The organism is Streptomyces sp. DT190 (assembly GCF_049846985.1).
GTDB lineage: Bacteria > Actinomycetota > Actinomycetes > Streptomycetales > Streptomycetaceae > Streptomyces.
This window is the reverse complement of record NZ_JBNCNM010000003.1, coordinates 520,321-534,630: the sequence shown is the minus strand read 5'-3', so window position 1 is coordinate 534,630 and position 14,310 is coordinate 520,321. Positions and strand designations below refer to the sequence as shown.

General features: G+C 71.9%; 15 protein-coding genes. 8 read left to right on the top strand and 7 right to left on the bottom strand.

Annotated elements, in window-relative coordinates:
• Positions 1-9: 9 nt before the first annotated feature.
• Positions 10-660 (top strand): thymidine kinase, encoded by a 651-nt coding sequence (locus ACPXCS_RS09215; protein ID WP_425944872.1) that lies wholly within the window; start codon positions 10-12, stop codon positions 658-660.
• Between the two features lie 31 nt (positions 661-691).
• On the opposite strand, the gene ACPXCS_RS09210 is transcribed toward ACPXCS_RS09215, so the two are convergent.
• Positions 692-1,495, bottom strand: coding sequence for a VOC family protein (locus ACPXCS_RS09210; RefSeq protein ID WP_425944871.1), 804 nt, complete (start codon positions 1,493-1,495; stop codon positions 692-694).
• A gap of 251 nt (positions 1,496-1,746) precedes the next feature.
• Here ACPXCS_RS09210 and ACPXCS_RS09205 point away from each other — a divergent pair, with 251 nt between their 5' ends.
• A complete protein-coding gene (locus ACPXCS_RS09205) occupies positions 1,747-2,598 on the top strand; it encodes a sulfurtransferase (protein WP_425944870.1) in 852 nt (283 codons plus the stop codon).
• A gap of 121 nt (positions 2,599-2,719) precedes the next feature.
• Here the strand turns inward: ACPXCS_RS09205 and sepH are convergent, their stop codons facing one another.
• The 4 genes from sepH to ACPXCS_RS09185 form a co-directional block, all read right to left on the bottom strand.
• The gene (gene sepH / locus ACPXCS_RS09200) at positions 2,720-3,769 is read right to left on the bottom strand and encodes a septation protein SepH (RefSeq protein ID WP_425944869.1); all 1,050 of its coding nucleotides are present in this window, start codon (positions 3,767-3,769) and stop codon (positions 2,720-2,722) included.
• Between the two features lie 660 nt (positions 3,770-4,429).
• Positions 4,430-4,597: a hypothetical protein gene (locus ACPXCS_RS09195; protein WP_425944868.1), complete on the bottom strand. Its 168-nt coding sequence runs from the start codon at positions 4,595-4,597 to the stop codon at positions 4,430-4,432.
• Between the two features lie 173 nt (positions 4,598-4,770).
• Complete coding sequence (locus ACPXCS_RS09190; protein ID WP_425944973.1) at positions 4,771-6,030, bottom strand: D-arabinono-1,4-lactone oxidase; 1,260 nt, start codon at positions 6,028-6,030, stop codon at positions 4,771-4,773.
• 19 nt (positions 6,031-6,049) lie between these two features.
• The gene (locus ACPXCS_RS09185) at positions 6,050-7,288 is read right to left on the bottom strand and encodes an MFS transporter (RefSeq protein WP_425944867.1); all 1,239 of its coding nucleotides are present in this window, start codon (positions 7,286-7,288) and stop codon (positions 6,050-6,052) included.
• A 168-nt stretch (positions 7,289-7,456) separates the two neighbouring features.
• Between ACPXCS_RS09185 and ACPXCS_RS09180 the strand changes: the two genes are divergently transcribed.
• Both ACPXCS_RS09180 and ACPXCS_RS09175 read left to right on the top strand, forming a co-directional pair.
• Positions 7,457-8,584 carry a ferrochelatase gene (locus tag ACPXCS_RS09180; protein ID WP_425944866.1) on the top strand — a complete coding sequence of 376 codons (1,128 nt, stop codon included), beginning with the start codon at positions 7,457-7,459 and terminating at the stop codon, positions 8,582-8,584.
• 8 nt (positions 8,585-8,592) lie between these two features.
• A complete protein-coding gene (locus ACPXCS_RS09175; RefSeq protein ID WP_425944865.1) occupies positions 8,593-9,408 on the top strand; it encodes an inositol monophosphatase family protein in 816 nt (271 codons plus the stop codon).
• Between the two features lie 100 nt (positions 9,409-9,508).
• Here ACPXCS_RS09175 and ACPXCS_RS09170 read toward each other — a convergent pair whose 3' ends face one another.
• Entirely contained in the window at positions 9,509-9,682 is a 174-nt protein-coding gene (locus ACPXCS_RS09170) for a hypothetical protein (protein WP_184989363.1), read from the bottom strand.
• Between the two features lie 411 nt (positions 9,683-10,093).
• Between ACPXCS_RS09170 and ACPXCS_RS09165 the strand changes: the two genes are divergently transcribed.
• The 4 genes from ACPXCS_RS09165 (at position 10,094) to ACPXCS_RS09150 (ending at position 13,682) form a co-directional block, all read left to right on the top strand.
• On the top strand, positions 10,094-10,747 hold the full coding sequence (locus tag ACPXCS_RS09165; RefSeq protein WP_003993508.1) for a response regulator transcription factor: 654 nt from the start codon (positions 10,094-10,096) through the stop codon (positions 10,745-10,747).
• Between the two features lie 6 nt (positions 10,748-10,753).
• On the top strand, positions 10,754-11,986 hold the full coding sequence (locus ACPXCS_RS09160; protein WP_425944864.1) for a sensor histidine kinase: 1,233 nt from the start codon (positions 10,754-10,756) through the stop codon (positions 11,984-11,986).
• 405 nt (positions 11,987-12,391) lie between these two features.
• Entirely contained in the window at positions 12,392-12,688 is a 297-nt protein-coding gene (locus ACPXCS_RS09155; protein ID WP_003993510.1) for a DUF4193 domain-containing protein, read from the top strand.
• Positions 12,689-12,701: 13 nt separating this feature from the next.
• A complete protein-coding gene (locus tag ACPXCS_RS09150) occupies positions 12,702-13,682 on the top strand; it encodes a hypothetical protein (RefSeq protein WP_425944863.1) in 981 nt (326 codons plus the stop codon).
• A 125-nt stretch (positions 13,683-13,807) separates the two neighbouring features.
• Here the strand turns inward: ACPXCS_RS09150 and ACPXCS_RS09145 are convergent, their stop codons facing one another.
• A complete protein-coding gene (locus ACPXCS_RS09145) occupies positions 13,808-14,266 on the bottom strand; it encodes a DUF3093 domain-containing protein (protein WP_425944862.1) in 459 nt (152 codons plus the stop codon).
• Between the last annotated feature and the right edge of the window lie 44 nt (positions 14,267-14,310).

Sequence of the window (14,310 nt, the reverse complement as noted above, 5' to 3'; positions counted from 1 at the left end):
CAACCCGTCATGCCCGAGCTGGTGTTCTTCTCCGGAACGATGGACTGCGGGAAGTCGACACTGGCTCTCCAGATCGAGCACAACCGCTCCGCGCGCGGCCTGGTGGGCATGATCTTCTCCCGCGACGACCGCGCCGGCCACGGCAAGCTCTCCTCGCGCCTGGGCCTGGTCACGGACGCCGTGGAGGTCGAGGACGGCCAGGATCTCTACGCCTACCTCGTCGAGCACCTCTCGCAGGGCGGCCGCGCGGACTACGTGATCGCCGACGAGGCGCAGTTCCTCGCCCCGGAGCAGATCGACCAACTGGCCCGGGTCGTCGACGACCTGGGGCTCGACGTCTACGCCTTCGGCATCACCACCGACTTCCGCTCCAAGCTCTTCCCCGGCTCACAGCGGCTGGTGGAACTGGCCGACCGGGTCGAGGTGCTCCAGGTCGAGGCGCTGTGCTGGTGCGGTGCGCGCGCCACGCACAACGCCCGCACGATAGGCGGCGTCATGGTCGTCGAGGGCGCCCAGGTGGTCGTCGGCGACGTCACCCGCTCCGCCGACGAGGTCGGCTACGAGGTGCTGTGCCGCCGCCACCACCGCCGCCGCATGACGGCCGCGACGGCCCGCGCGGCGGCGCTGTCCCCGGACGTGCTGCCGGTGACGTCCGCCTGACGCCCACGGGCGCCCCGCACCCCGCCGTCCGTCAGCCGGTCCGCTGCAGCAGCGCGAACCGGGCTCCCTCCGGATCCGCCACCGCCGCCACACGCCCGTGCGGGGTGTCCCGCACCGGCTTCAGGACGCTCCCGCCCAGGTGGACGAGATGGTCCAGGGCGTCCGCCACGTCGTCGACCTGGAAGTACGTGACCCAGTGCGGACCCCGGTCGCGCGGCAGCGACTGCCCCATGCCGTGGACGCCTGCGACGGGCCGGCCGTCGAGGTGGAGGGTCACGTAGTCGAAGTCGGCGGAGACCACCGGCTCCTCCTCGTAGCCGAACACCGTCCGGTAGAACTTGGCGACGGTCGCCGACTCGAAGGTGAGCAACTCGTTCCAGGCGGGTGTGCCGGGGACGTCCGCGACGGCCGTGCCGAGGTGCGCGGCCGCCTGCCAGACGCCGAAGACCGCGCCGGACGGGTCGGAGCCGATCGCCATCCGGCCGGCGTCGGCGGCGTCCAGCGGGCCGACGCCGATCGTGCCGCCGCAGCTGCGCACCGTCTCGGCCGTCAGATCGGCGTTCCGCGAGGCGAAGTAGGGGGTCCACGCGATCGGCAGGTGCCGGTCCGGCGGCAGTTGCCCGATGCCGGCCACCTCACGGCCGTCGAGCAGGGCCCGCGCGTACGGGCCGAGTTGCCGGGGGCCGGGCCGGAACTCCCATCCGAACAGCGCTGCGTAGAACTCCTCGGTCGCGGCCAGCCCGTGCACCATCAGGCTCACCCAGCAGGGCGTGCCGGGCGTGTACCGAGGGGGTGTTGCGCCGTTCGGGCCGGTGGACCCCGGTGCGTCGGTCATCGTCACTCTCTTCTCGGCCTCGCTGTGGCCGTGTTCTCCGCAGCCCTCGTGGGGCTCGCCCTGCGGGACGATCCTTGTCGGGAGAATGCCCGATGTGCGGGGCCCTGTCCCTTGCGGCGCGCTTGTCGGGAGGTGTCGTTCAGCTGTACAGCACGTGCCTGTTCCCGTACGCCGCGTGATCGACCCGGTTCGGCGGAGCAGAGTAGCCGGACGGCGGCGGCTCGGCCACCCGGTGCGCGAGGATGGGGAGCATGAACGCGATCCTCTCCGCATCCGACCTCGCGAGCGAGCTGACGGGCCCCCACCCGCCGGTCCTGCTCGACGTCCGCTGGCAGCTCACCGCGGCCAAGGCGTCCGGTGAACCCCCCTACGACGGCCGGGCCGCGTACGAGGCCGGACATCTGCCGGGGGCCGTATTCGTCGACCTGGACCGGGAGTTGGCCTCCGCTCCGGGTGCGGGTGGCCGGCATCCGCTGCCCGACCTCACGCGCTTCGGTGCGGCGATGCGCCGGGCGGGCGTGTCGTCGCGGACGCCGGTGGTCGTCTACGACGGTGGGCAGGGCTGGGCGGCGGCCCGGGCGTGGTGGCTGCTGCGCTGGACGGGTCACCCGGACGTGCGGGTCCTCGACGGCGGGTTGCCGGCCTGGGAGGGGCCGCTGGAGAAGACCGTGCCGGCTCCGGAGGAGGGTGACTTCACCCCCGAGCCGGGGGGACTGGGGCTGCTCGACGCGGACGCCGCGGCGGCGCTGGCGCGGTCCGGGGTGCTGCTGGACGCGCGGGCGGGGGAGCGGTACCGGGGCGAGGTGGAGCCGATCGATCCGGTGGCCGGGCACATCCCGGGAGCGGTGTCGGCTCCCACGACGGAGAACGTGGGGGCGGACGGCTGCTTCCTCCCCGCCGAGGAACTCCGGGACCGCTTCAAAAGGTTCGGCGTGTCGGAGGGTTCACGGGTCGGCGTGTACTGCGGGTCGGGCGTGTCGGCGGCGCACCAGGTACTGGCGCTCGCGGTCGCGGGCATCCCGGCGGAGCTGTACGTGGGCTCCTGGTCGGAGTGGTCCTCGGACCCGGAGCGTCCGGTCGCGGTGGGTCCCGACCCGCAGTGACCGGACGCGCGTGAGGGCCGCGCCCGGCAAGGCGCGGCCCTCACGCGTACTCACGTGCCTCACGCGTACTCACGTGCCTCACGCGTACTCACGTGCCTCACACGTACGACGGTGGCCCCGGCTACTCCTGCTTCTTGCGCCGTGTCCCGAACACGATCTCGTCCCAGCTCGGCACGGCGGCTCTGCGTCCGGGACGGACGCCGTCGGCCTCCGCCTGGCGGTCGGTCGCGCCGATGAGCCGGTCGCGGTGGCTGCCGACGGAGCGCGGCATGAGGACGTCCGCGTAGGCGGAACCGGCCGAGGCGGCGGGAGCCGGGGGCTCCTCCTCCTCGGGTTCGACGACGGGCTCCTCGTCGGGTTCCGGCGCGGGCCGCTCCGGCACCACGAGGTCGCCGCGGAAGCTCGGCACCGCCTCCAGCAGGCTGGTCAGCGAGTCCCGTTCGCTGGAGGCCGTGATGGCCAGGGTCTCCTCGTCGGGTTCCGCGGCCTGCGCGGGCAGGCTGGGCCGCTCGCGGTCGCCGGTACGGTCCAGCGGCCGGTCGCGGGGCAGCCGGGCGATGCGCGGCACGAACGGGAAGCTGGGCTCGGGCGCGGCCAGGTCGTCGGACTCGCCGATCAGCGAGCGGGCCTCGTCGTCCACGGCCTGGACGAGCCGCCGGGGCGGGTCGTACGTCCAGCTCGCCGAGTGCGGCTCGCCCGCGACGCGGTAGACCAGCATGACTTCCCACGTGCCGTCGTCACGACGCCACGAGTCCCACTGGACGGTGTCCTTGTCGGCCCCGCGCAGCAGCAACCGCTCCTGCACGGCCTCGCCCAGCGGCGGACCGGAGTTCTCACCGGGACGGCGGACCGGGGTCTTGCGGGCCCGCTCGGCCATGAACGCCCGCTCGGCGAGCACCGGGCCCTCGAAGCGGCGGACCCGGTCGACGGGGATGCCGGCCATCTGCGCGACCTCTTCCGCGGTCGCGCCGGCACGTATACGCGCCTGGATGTCGCGGGGGCGGAGATGGCTCTCCACCTCGATCTCGATCTGGCCGAGGCGAGGACGGTCGCCGCGCACGGCGGCGCGGAGCCGTTCGTCGATCGGAAGCGTGTACTCCGTGCTGTCCGCAGCCTTCAGCACCAGCCGTGTGCCGTCATTCGAGACGGCCACGACACGCAGTTCGGGCATGGGGACCTCCCGGGTGGTGCCTGCCGACGTCACGTGCGTCGCTGCTTCCGCTAGTCGAGTGTGGCCTGCCCGGGTGCAGCCTGCCACAACCTTGCCGAGTTGCCCGGCGTGTCGGGCGCGGGCCCTGGATCGCCGTTATGGCACGGTTACCTATTCGCAACGCTAAGTGACGAACCCTGTCACCCTGTGCAACTAGCCCCCTCCCGGCGGTCCTTAAAGGCCCCGTGCACCCCGACGGGAGACCGGACCCAGGGCTCGCAACAGTACTCCATTCGGGCCACCTGCGTGGATTGGCACGCCGCCCAACTTCTGGCAAGAGGGGGTACTTGGCCGCCCCATGCCCCGGTTACGCGATCTTGAACGTGGGGAACTTCACGTAATCGCCGGAATCGGAACTAAGGGTTTCGGTCGCACGTCCTCAAGAGGTTCGGCTTGAGCGTGCCGCAAGTCGCCCCGGCACTTCTTCAAGCGGACCGGTGAGCAGTTGCGCGGCGCGACGGCCGTGGCGTCCGCATCTGCGTCCGTACCGGCGGAACAACCCCCTCCGCAGCCGGGCGAGTTCAGCAGGGGCACCGTCTACCGTGCCCGGGCCGGGGGCTGGAAGCGGCCGGTGCTCGCGGCGGCCGTCGTCTTCGGCGTCACCATGGCCGGAATCACCACCTACGAGCTGGTGTCCGGCCACGCCATCGGCGGCGGACGCAGCACCACCGTCGGTGACGCCTTCTCCGGCGGCGACTCCTCGTCCGGCTCAGGGGGTTCGCAGACGTCCGGGACCTCCGGCGACTCCGACACCTCCGGCGGTTCCGACGCGGGTTCGGAAGGTGACACGGGCGCCACGGAGGTTCCGTCCACCGGTTCCTCGCCGGGCGCGGACGCCTCGCCCGCCCCCACTTCTGCCGGTGCCGGCGCCGACTCGGACGGCGGGACGGATCCCGCCCCGGCCCCGACACCGAGCACCAGCGCGAGCGAGGACCCGGGGCGCACCACCCCCAGCGCGTCGCCTACGCCCCCAGGACCCTCCGCAAGTAGTCGTTCCGGAACCGCCGGTCAGGATCCAGACGGTCCCGCAGCGCCGTGAACTCGCCGAAGCGGGGGTACACCCGGGAGAAGTACTCCGCGTCCCGGGTGTGGATCTTGCCCCAGTGCGGACGGCCCTCGTGGGCGGTGAAGATGCGCTCGGCCGCGGTGAAGTAGCGGTGATACGGCGTGCCCCGGAACATGTGGACCGCGATGTAGGCGCTGTCGCGGCCGGAGGCGGTGGAGAGCGTGATGTCGTCGGCCGGGGCGGTGCGCACCTCGACGGGGAAGCTGACCCTGAGGCCCGAGCGGTCGACCATCCTCCTCAGCTCGCGCAGCGTCTCGACGACGGCCGCGCGCGGCACGGCGTACTCCATCTCCACGAAGCGCACCCGGCGCGGGGACGTGAAGACCTTGTAAGGGATGTCGGTGTAGGTCCGCGCGGACAGGGCCTTGCTGGAGATCCGGGCGATCGCGGGGATCGTCGCGGGCACCGCCCGGCCCACCCAGTTGGCCACGTGGAAGACCCCGTTGGAGAGGAACTCGTCCTCGATCCAGCCCTTGAGCTGCGGCACGGGCTGCTCCGGGCCGGCGCTGCGGTTGTTGCGCTTGGTGTTGGTACTGCCGGTGTGCGGGAACCAGTAGAACTCGAAGTGCTCGTTCTCGGCCCAGAGTTCCTCGAAGTCCGCGAGGACCCGCTCGAACGGCATCGGCTCCTCCCGCGCGGTGAGCAGGAAGAGCGGCTCGACGGCGAAGGTGATGGCGGTGACGACGCCCAGGGCGCCCAGGCCGACGCGGGCGGCCGCGAAGACCTCCGGGTTCTCCTTCTCGGAGCAGGTGAGGACCGAGCCGTCCGCCGTGACCAGTTCCAGGCCCTTGATCTGGGCGGCGATCGAACCGGAGTCGCGGCCCGTGCCGTGCGTGCCGGTGCCGGTGGCGCCGGAGACGGTCTGCTCCATGATGTCGCCCATGTTCGTCAGCGACAGGCCCTCGCGCGCCAGGGCGACATTGAGTCTCTTGAGCGGGGTGCCTGCCTCCACCGTGACCGTCATGTTCTCCCGGTCCACCCTGCGGATGCCGGTCAACAGTTGAGGGCGTATCAACACGCCGTCCGTCGCCGCTATGGAGGTGAAGGAGTGCCCCGCCCCGACGGCCTTCACCGTCAGGCCGTCCTCGGCGGCCCGACGCACGGCGTCGGCCAGCTCGTCGACGGACGCCGGGGTGACCTCCCGCGCGGGGCGCATCGAGACGTTGCCGCCCCAGTTACGCCACGTGCCGTTCTTTCCGTTCGCTGTGCTGCTCAACGGAGCCTCCCCGACCCGGAGCCGGCCGCGTGAGCCGGCGGTAACCGAGGAAACCCACCGCGACCGCGACGGCCCCGGACACCGCCGGAACCCCGTACCCGGCGCGCGCCCCGGCGGCGTCGATGACCCAGCCGGCCGCGGAGGAGCCGAGCGCGACCCCGACCGCGAGCCCGGTGCTCACCCAGGTCATGCCCTCGGTGAGCTGCGCGCGTGGTACGTGCTCTTCGATGAGGGACATCGTCGTGATCATCGTCGGCGCGATGGACAGACCCGCAACGAACAGCGCCACGGCCAGGAACGGCAAGTTTCCGACCAGTAGGAGTGGGATCATACTCACGGCCATGGCGCACACGCCCAGCAACCACCGGCGTTCCGGCGCCCCGGCGAAGTGCATCAACCCGAAGACCATGCCCGCCACACAGGAACCCGCCGCGTACAGCGCGAGGACGATGCTCGCGGCCGCCTTGTGCCCCTCCTCGTCGGCGAAGGCCACGGTCACCACGTCGACGGCGCCGAAGATCGCGCCGGTGGCGACGAAGGTGGCCACCAGCACCTGCAGCCCCGGCGCGCGCAGTGGGCTGCCGCCGCCCTTGCGCTCGCGCGGATGCGGCTCGGGCTCGGTGGCGCGCTGCGCGGTCAGCCAGAAGACACCCACCGCGAGGAAGCAGGCGGCGAGCAGTGGACCGGCCTCGGGGAACCAGGCCGTGGACAGGCCGATGGAGATGATCGGCCCGAAGATGAAGCACACCTCGTCCACCACGGACTCGAAGGAGTACGCGGTGTGCAGCTGCGGCGTGCCCCGGTACAGCGTGGCCCAGCGGGCCCTGATCATCGCGCCCACGCTCGGCACGCAGCCGATGCCGACGCAGGCCACGTACAGGACCCAGTCCGGCCACCGGTAGTGCGCGGCGAGCAGCAGGAGGGCCGCCGCCGCGAGCGAGACCAGCGTCGCCGGGCGCAGCACCCGCCGCTGCCCGTACTGGTCCACCAGCCGCGAGACCTGCGGTCCGGCCACCGCCGCGGCCAGCGCGATCGTCGCCGACAGCGCACCGGCCAGGCCGTACCGCCCGGTGAGCTGGGAGACCATCGTCACCACGCCGATGCCCATCATCGACAGCGGCATCCGGCCGAGGAGGCCCGCGGCGGTGAAGCCCTTGGTGCCGGGTGCGGCGAACAGGGCGCGGTAAGGGCTGGGCAACGAGGTCTCCGAAAAGGCTCAGTAAGCTGCGAACGCAGTCGACACAGCTTACGGCTCCGGATGTCTCTGGCGCACCTGTTCGACCCGTTCCGTGACGGACCCCGAGGGCGCCGCGCGGGAGCCCCCGCCGGTTCCCGGCTGTCGGTGCAGGGTGGCAGGATCGGAGCCATGCCTGACGCGCGCGATGTCACCCCCTACGACGCCCTTCTCCTGCTCTCCTTCGGCGGCCCGGAAGGCCCGGACGACGTGGTCCCGTTCCTGGAGAACGTGACGCGCGGACGCGGCATCCCCAAGGAGCGCCTCAAGGAGGTGGGGCAGCACTACTTCCTGTTCGGCGGGGTCAGCCCGATCAACGACCAGAACCGCGCCCTGCTGGAGGTACTGCGCAAGGACTTCGCCGAGCACGGCCTGGACCTGCCCGTCTACTGGGGCAACCGCAACTGGGCGCCGTACCTCACCGACACGCTGCGCGAGATGGTCCGCGACGGGCGCCGCCGCGTCCTGGTCCTGGCCACCAGCGCCTACGCCTCCTACTCGGGCTGCCGGCAGTACCGCGAGAACCTCGCCGACGCGCTGGCCGCCCTGCAAAGCGAGGGCCTGGAGCTGCCGAGGATCGACAAGCTGCGGCACTACTTCAACCACCCCGGCTTCGTGGAGCCCATGGTCGACGGGGTGATCCGTGCCCTGGAGGAGCTGCCCGCGGACGTGCGCGACGGGGCGCATCTGGCGTTCTCGACACATTCGATCCCGACGGCCGCCGCCGACACCTCCGGGCCGGTACAGGAGCACGGGGACGGCGGGGCGTACGTGCGGCAGCACCTGGACGTGGCGAAGCTGATCGCCGAGGCGGTCCGGGAGCGCACCGGCATCGACCACCCCTGGCAGCTGGTCTACCAGTCGCGCTCCGGCGCGCCGCACATCCCGTGGCTGGAGCCGGACATCTGCGACCACCTCGCCGAGCGGCACGCGGCCGGTGTGCCGGCGGTGGTGATCGCGCCGATCGGTTTCGTCTCCGACCACATGGAGGTCCTGTACGACCTCGACACCGAGGCCCGGGCCAAGGCCGAGGAGCTGGGACTGCCGATGCGCCGCTCGGCCACCGTCGGGGACGACGCGCGGTTCGCCGCCGCCGTGCGCGAGCTCGTGCTGGAGCGTGCCGCCGCCGAACGCGGGCAGGAGATCCGGCCGTGCGCCCTGGGCGCGCTCGGCGCGAGCCACGATGTGTGTCCCGTCGGCTGCTGCCCGGCCCGCGCCCCCCGGCCCGCCGCCGCGGGCGCCGACAGCCCCTACGCGTGAGGAACCCCGTGACCGACCCCCTGCACACCGACCTGCTCGCTCTCGCCCAGGAGGCCGCCCGCCGCGCCGGTGCGCTGCTGCGGGACGGCCGCCCGGCCGACCTCGCGGTCGCCGCGACCAAGTCCAGCCCCATCGATGTCGTCACGGAGATGGACATCGCGGCCGAGAAGCTGATCACCGGCCTGATCGCCGAGCACCGCCCGGACGACGGCATCCTCGGTGAGGAGGGCGCCTCCACCGAGGGCACCAGTGGCGTCCGCTGGGTGATCGACCCGCTCGACGGCACGGTCAACTACCTCTACGGGCTGCCCACCTGGTCCGTCTCCATCGCCGCCGAACAGGACGGCGAGACCGTCGTCGGCGTGGTCACGGCCCCGATGCGCGGCGAGACCTTCCACGCGGTGCGCGGCCACGGCGCCTGGGCCACCGGCGCCTGGGACGGCGAGCGCAGGCTGGCCTGCCGCCCGGCACCGCCCCTGGACCAGGCCCTGGTCTCCACGGGCTTCAACTACGTCGCCGAGGTCCGCGCCCACCAGGCCGACGTCGCCCGGCGGCTGATCCCGCTGCTGCGTGACATCCGGCGCGGCGGCTCGGCCGCGGTCGACCTGTGCGACCTGGCCGCGGGGCGCCTCGACGGCTACTACGAGCGCGGCCTGCACGCCTGGGACCTCGCGGCGGGCGACCTGATCGCCCGGGAGGCGGGCGCGCTGACCGGTGGACGCCCCGGGGAGCGCCCCTCGGGCGACCTGACGGTCGCCGGTACCCCGGGCGTCTTCGAGCCCCTCCAGCGCCTCCTGGAGGACTTCGGCGCCTGGCACGACTGAGGCCGGCCGGCGGCACGCCGGACGCGGTGTGCCCACCGCCGCGAAAACGACGGAGCGGGCCCCGGCGCTGGATTCGCCGGGGCCCGCTCCGCAGGCCTGATCAGACGCTCGTCGCGCTGACCTCCACACCGTGCTCGGCGGCGAGACGGCGCAGGTCGTCGAGCTCACCCTGCTCCACCTCGACGAGGAACTCGTCGCCCTCGTCGCGAGCCCGGGACAGATCGGACTCGGTCGCCCTTATGCGCTGCAGAAGTCCTGCGGTGAATGCGTCCATGCTGCGCCCCCTCGTCCTGGGTCGTGGGTCGATGGCACAGGGGTGTGCCGTTCGGAAGGGACGATCACGTCTCCTGCGGATGCCCGGCGCCGCTCGGCTGGGCGGCGACGGTGCCGGACACCCACGCCCGCCCTGCGGAAAAGCGGATGGTGCGCACCGCATGGTGGTGCGGTACCTGCAGAGGGTGATCGTGGGATGTAAAGCCGTCCTCCCCAAGCTCCCTTCCGTGGAAACCTAACCGCGGGAGAAAATCTCCTATTCCCCGCGGGCGGCGGGCTCCCGCACCCGCCTTACCTCGGACTTATGGCCGAAAAGGGCAGGATGGAGGCAACACACCGACACGGTCGAAGACCCCTGCCCGCGTGCGCCCGAAGCGCGCTGCGCGGGTGGACATCAGGAAGGACAAGGGACGTGCGCGTACTCGTCGTCGAGGACGAGCAACTGCTCGCCGATGCGGTGGCCACCGGACTGCGCCGGGAGGCCATGGCGGTCGACGTCGTCTACGACGGTGCGGCCGCCCTGGAGCGCATCGGCGTCAACGACTACGACGTGGTCGTCCTCGACCGCGACCTCCCGCTCGTGCACGGTGACGACGTCTGCCGCAAGATCGTCGAACTGGGCATGCCCACGCGCGTGCTCATGCTCACGGCCTCCGGCGACGTCAGCGACCGCGTGGAAGGCCTGGAGATCGGCGCGGACGACTACCTGCCCAAGCCGTTCGCGTTCAGCGAGCTCATCGCCCGCGTGCGCGCCCTCGGCCGACGCACCAGCGTGCCCCTGCCCCCGGTGCTGGAGCGCGCCGGCATCAAGCTCGACCCCAACCGCCGCGAGGTCTTCCGCGACGGCAAGGAGGTCCAGCTCGCGCCGAAGGAGTTCGCCGTCCTGGAAGTGCTGATGCGCAGCGAGGGCGCCGTGGTCTCGGCCGAGCAGCTGCTGGAGAAGGCCTGGGACGAGAACACCGACCCCTTCACCAACGTCGTGCGCGTGACGGTCATGACCCTGCGCCGCAAGCTCGGCGAGCCGCCCGTCATCGTCACCGTCCCCGGCTCCGGCTACCGGATCTGATCCCCCGTGGCAGCCACCCCCGCGCCTCCGCAGGCGCCCCCGAAGCCCACGTGGGACCCGAGACGGCCCGTACCGCCCTTCCCGTGGCTGCGCCCGACCATCCGCATACGGCTCACGCTGCTGTACGGCGGCATGTTCCTGATCGCCGGCATCCTGCTGCTGTCGATCATCTACCTGCTGGCGGCGCAGGCACTGAACGTGGGCAGCGACCTGCCGTTCAAGATCGTCGAGGGCAAGGTCACCAGCGACATCTGCAACCTGCCCGACCAGGCCTCGCCCAGCGAGTTCAACAACGCCATGAACCACTGCGTCAACGAGCAGCGCCAGAACGCCCTGGACAACCTGCTCAGCCGCTCGCTGCTGGCGCTGCTGGGCCTCGCGGTCATCGCCTTCGCCTTCGGCTACGCCATGGCCGGGCGCGTCCTGTCGCCGCTGGGCCGGATCACCCGCACCGCCCGCGCGGTGGCGGGCTCGGACCTCTCCCGCCGGATCGAGCTGGACGGCCCGGACGACGAGCTGAAGGAGCTGGCGGACACCTTCGACGACATGCTGGAGCGGCTCCAGCGGGCCTTCACCGCCCAGCAGCGCTTCGTCGGCAACGCCTCGCACGAGCTGAGGACGCCCCTGGCGATCAACCGCACCCTGCTGGAGGTGCACCTGTCGGACCCGGGCGCCCCGGTGGAGCTCCAGCAGCTGGGCAAGACGCTGCTGGCCACCAACGAACGCAGCGAGCAGCTCGTGGAGGGTCTGCTGCTGCTCGCCCGCAGCGACAACCAGATCGTCGAGCGGGGCCCGGTGGACCTGGCCGAGGTCGCCGGGCAGGCCATCGACCAGGTGCACGGCGAGGCCGAGAGCAAGGGCGTGACCATCCGCGGCGAGCAGAAGCCCGCGGTCGTCCAGGGCAACGGCGTGCTGCTGGAGCGGATCGCGCTCAACCTGCTGCAGAACGCCGTGCGCTACAACGTGCCCGAGGGCGGCTGGGTCGAGGTCACCACCGACGTCCAGCACGGCCAGGCGGTCCTGGTGGTGTCCAACACGGGTCCGGTGGTGCCGGCGTACGAGATCGACAACCTCTTCGAGCCGTTCCGGCGGCTGCGCACCGAGCGCACGGGCAGTGACAAGGGCGTCGGACTCGGTCTGTCCATCGTCCGGTCCGTGGCCCGGGCGCACGGCGGGCACATCTACGCACAGCCGCGCGAGGGAGGAGGGCTCGTGATGCGAGTCACGCTGCCCATCTGAGATCATGGCGCCGATCAACTCGGCGACACCCGGGGATGTTCGCTTTGCGCGTAATTTCGCAAGGTTCGCCGTAGCAGCCTCGTGTGCGATCGATCACAGGGACGCCTTTCCGGCCATCTACTCTCCGTGATCATGCACCCTGTCGGAAAGCCGGGAAAATCCCGGTTTTCGAGGGTCTTGATCACGGGAAGTACACGGTGAGACGCCTTTGTAGTGCGGCATTCGGACCGTGTACGGTCCCCATCGCCATCCAAGCCGATCACTCGTGAGGAGTCCGGTTGGGTGTCGATTGAGTAACAGACCTTGATGTGAGGCAAAATCTCCGCCTCAGGTCGGGCACAAGTCCGGCCTCTCACGCGTTACGTGCGCTGGAGACACCGCAGACACCCAGAGGGGGAGAGCGACATGGCAACCGATTACGACACTCCACGCAAGACCGACGACGACGTCGACTCGGACAGTCTTGAAGAACTGAAGGCCCGGAGGAACGACAAGTCGGCCTCCGCCGTGGACGTCGACGAGTTCGAGGCCGCAGAAGGCCTCGAACTGCCCGGAGCCGACCTCTCGAACGAGGAGCTGGCCGTCCGGGTGCTCCCGAAGCAGCAGGACGAGTTCACGTGCATGAGCTGCTTCCTGGTGCACCACCGCAGCCAGCTGGCCCGGGAGAAGAACGGTCAGCCGATCTGCCGCGACTGCGACTGAGGGCGGGTCGGCCGTGACTGGCTCGACCCCTCCCTGGAAGCGCCGCTTCTCCAAGCGGAAGGCGGACGAAGGGCCGATCGGTATCGGCCCGCAGCACGGCGCGCGTGACGACGAGCGAGGCTCCACCGATACGGGGGCGGCCTCGCTCGAACCGGCAGCGGACCGGGGTGACCGCCCGGCCTCCGTGGACGTCCCCGCACCCGTCGCCCGACGGCGGGCGGGGGCGATCCGGGAGCGGGCCGGGCAGAGCATGCGCAAGGGCGGCGAGAAGGCCCGCGCGGGCCTCGCCTATCTCGCCGACCGGATCATCGACCTGGCCCCGCGGGTCCCCGTGCGGGACCTGGCGACGCTCCGCAGACAGTTCCCCGGTCTGGGGCCCGAGGAGCTCGCCGACCGGCTCGTCGCGGGCGCGACGAGGGCGACGGCGACGGTCGGAGCCGGCGTCGGTGCGGCGGCCATGCTGCCCGTGCCGCCGGCGATGCCCACCGAACTGGCCGCGGAGGTCACCGGTGTCGCCGCGATCGAGCTGAAGCTGATCGCCGAACTCCACGAGGTCTACGGGGTGCGGCCGCCCGGCAACCTCAAGCAGCGCAGCACCGCCTACCTCGACTCCTGGTCGGGGGAGCGCGGCATCGACGCCACGCAGCCGTCGACCTTCAGCACGGCGGTGAACAGCCGCATGAAGCGCGAACTGCGCCAGCGGATCATGAAGCGGATGGTCCGCAACATGCCCAATCTGATGCCGTTCCTGGTGGGCGCCGTCGTGGGCGCGGCCATGAACCGCAGCGAGACGAGAAAGCTCGCCGACCGCATCCGCCGGGACCTGCGCAGGATCCAGGTGCCCTGGGACGCCCTGGAGGCGCTGCCCGCCCTGGAGCAGCCGCAGGACGCCCTGGAGATGGGCGAGATCACCCACGACCCCATGGGCCACCACGACGACCGCCCCGGCGGCGAGGACGAGGGCGGCGAGGGCCGGGGCCCCGGCGGGCACTGAGACCCGCCGGTCCGCCTCCCGGCTGGGGACCGCCTCCCGGCTGGGGACCGCCTCCCGGCTGGGGACCGCCTCCCGCGTCCCGGGTTCCGCGTCCCGTGTCCCGGGTGAAGCCCCGCGCGGCTGTGCTACTGCGCCTTCGCCGCGCGCAGCGCCTGCGCCAGCCGCTCCGGCTCGCGCGTCGACAGGTACAGGTACGGCGTCGGGTCCTGCGGGTCCGTGACCTCCACGCGCAGGGCCGTGGGGATGTAGGCGCGCAGCAGGAGGAAGGCGCGCGGGTCCGCCTTGTGCGTGCGCCAGGCGCGGGCCTCCTCCGCGTCCAGCACCTCCGCCTCGCCCAGTGCCGCCAGCGGGATCCGCGCCTCCCCGGCGATCAGGGCGTCGCCGACGACACGGATGCGGACCGAGCCGTACGAACTCGCGGCGACGGCCGCGACCGCGGTGCCCCCGGCCAGGCCGCCGAGCATCGGCAGCGTGCCGAACGGGAGCAGGACCAGGGCCATGGAGACGCCCACGAGGAACGAGATCAGCCACCAGGTCCGCGGGGCGGTGAGGCGTTCTTCGTAGGGGGCGGCGGAGAGCTGCATGGAGCCAAGCTTGGCACGGTGTCCGTAAGGGGCCGACGCGCGGG

Excerpts from the sequence above, each read along its gene's own strand:
- ACPXCS_RS09215 (WP_425944872.1), top strand. The coding sequence starts at position 10 with ATGCCCGAGCTGGTGTTCTTCTCCGGAACGATGGACTGCGGGAAGTCG.
- ACPXCS_RS09210 (WP_425944871.1), bottom strand. The coding sequence starts at position 1,495 with ATGACCGACGCACCGGGGTCCACCGGCCCGAACGGCGCAACACCCCCT.
- ACPXCS_RS09205 (WP_425944870.1), top strand. The coding sequence starts at position 1,747 with ATGAACGCGATCCTCTCCGCATCCGACCTCGCGAGCGAGCTGACGGGC.
- sepH (WP_425944869.1), bottom strand. The coding sequence starts at position 3,769 with ATGCCCGAACTGCGTGTCGTGGCCGTCTCGAATGACGGCACACGGCTG.
- ACPXCS_RS09190 (WP_425944973.1), bottom strand. The coding sequence starts at position 6,030 with ATGCGCCCCGCGCGGGAGGTCACCCCGGCGTCCGTCGACGAGCTGGCC.
- ACPXCS_RS09180 (WP_425944866.1), top strand. The coding sequence starts at position 7,457 with ATGCCTGACGCGCGCGATGTCACCCCCTACGACGCCCTTCTCCTGCTC.
- ACPXCS_RS09170 (WP_184989363.1), bottom strand. The coding sequence starts at position 9,682 with ATGGACGCATTCACCGCAGGACTTCTGCAGCGCATAAGGGCGACCGAG.
- ACPXCS_RS09155 (WP_003993510.1), top strand. The coding sequence starts at position 12,392 with ATGGCAACCGATTACGACACTCCACGCAAGACCGACGACGACGTCGAC.
- ACPXCS_RS09145 (WP_425944862.1), bottom strand. The coding sequence starts at position 14,266 with ATGCAGCTCTCCGCCGCCCCCTACGAAGAACGCCTCACCGCCCCGCGG.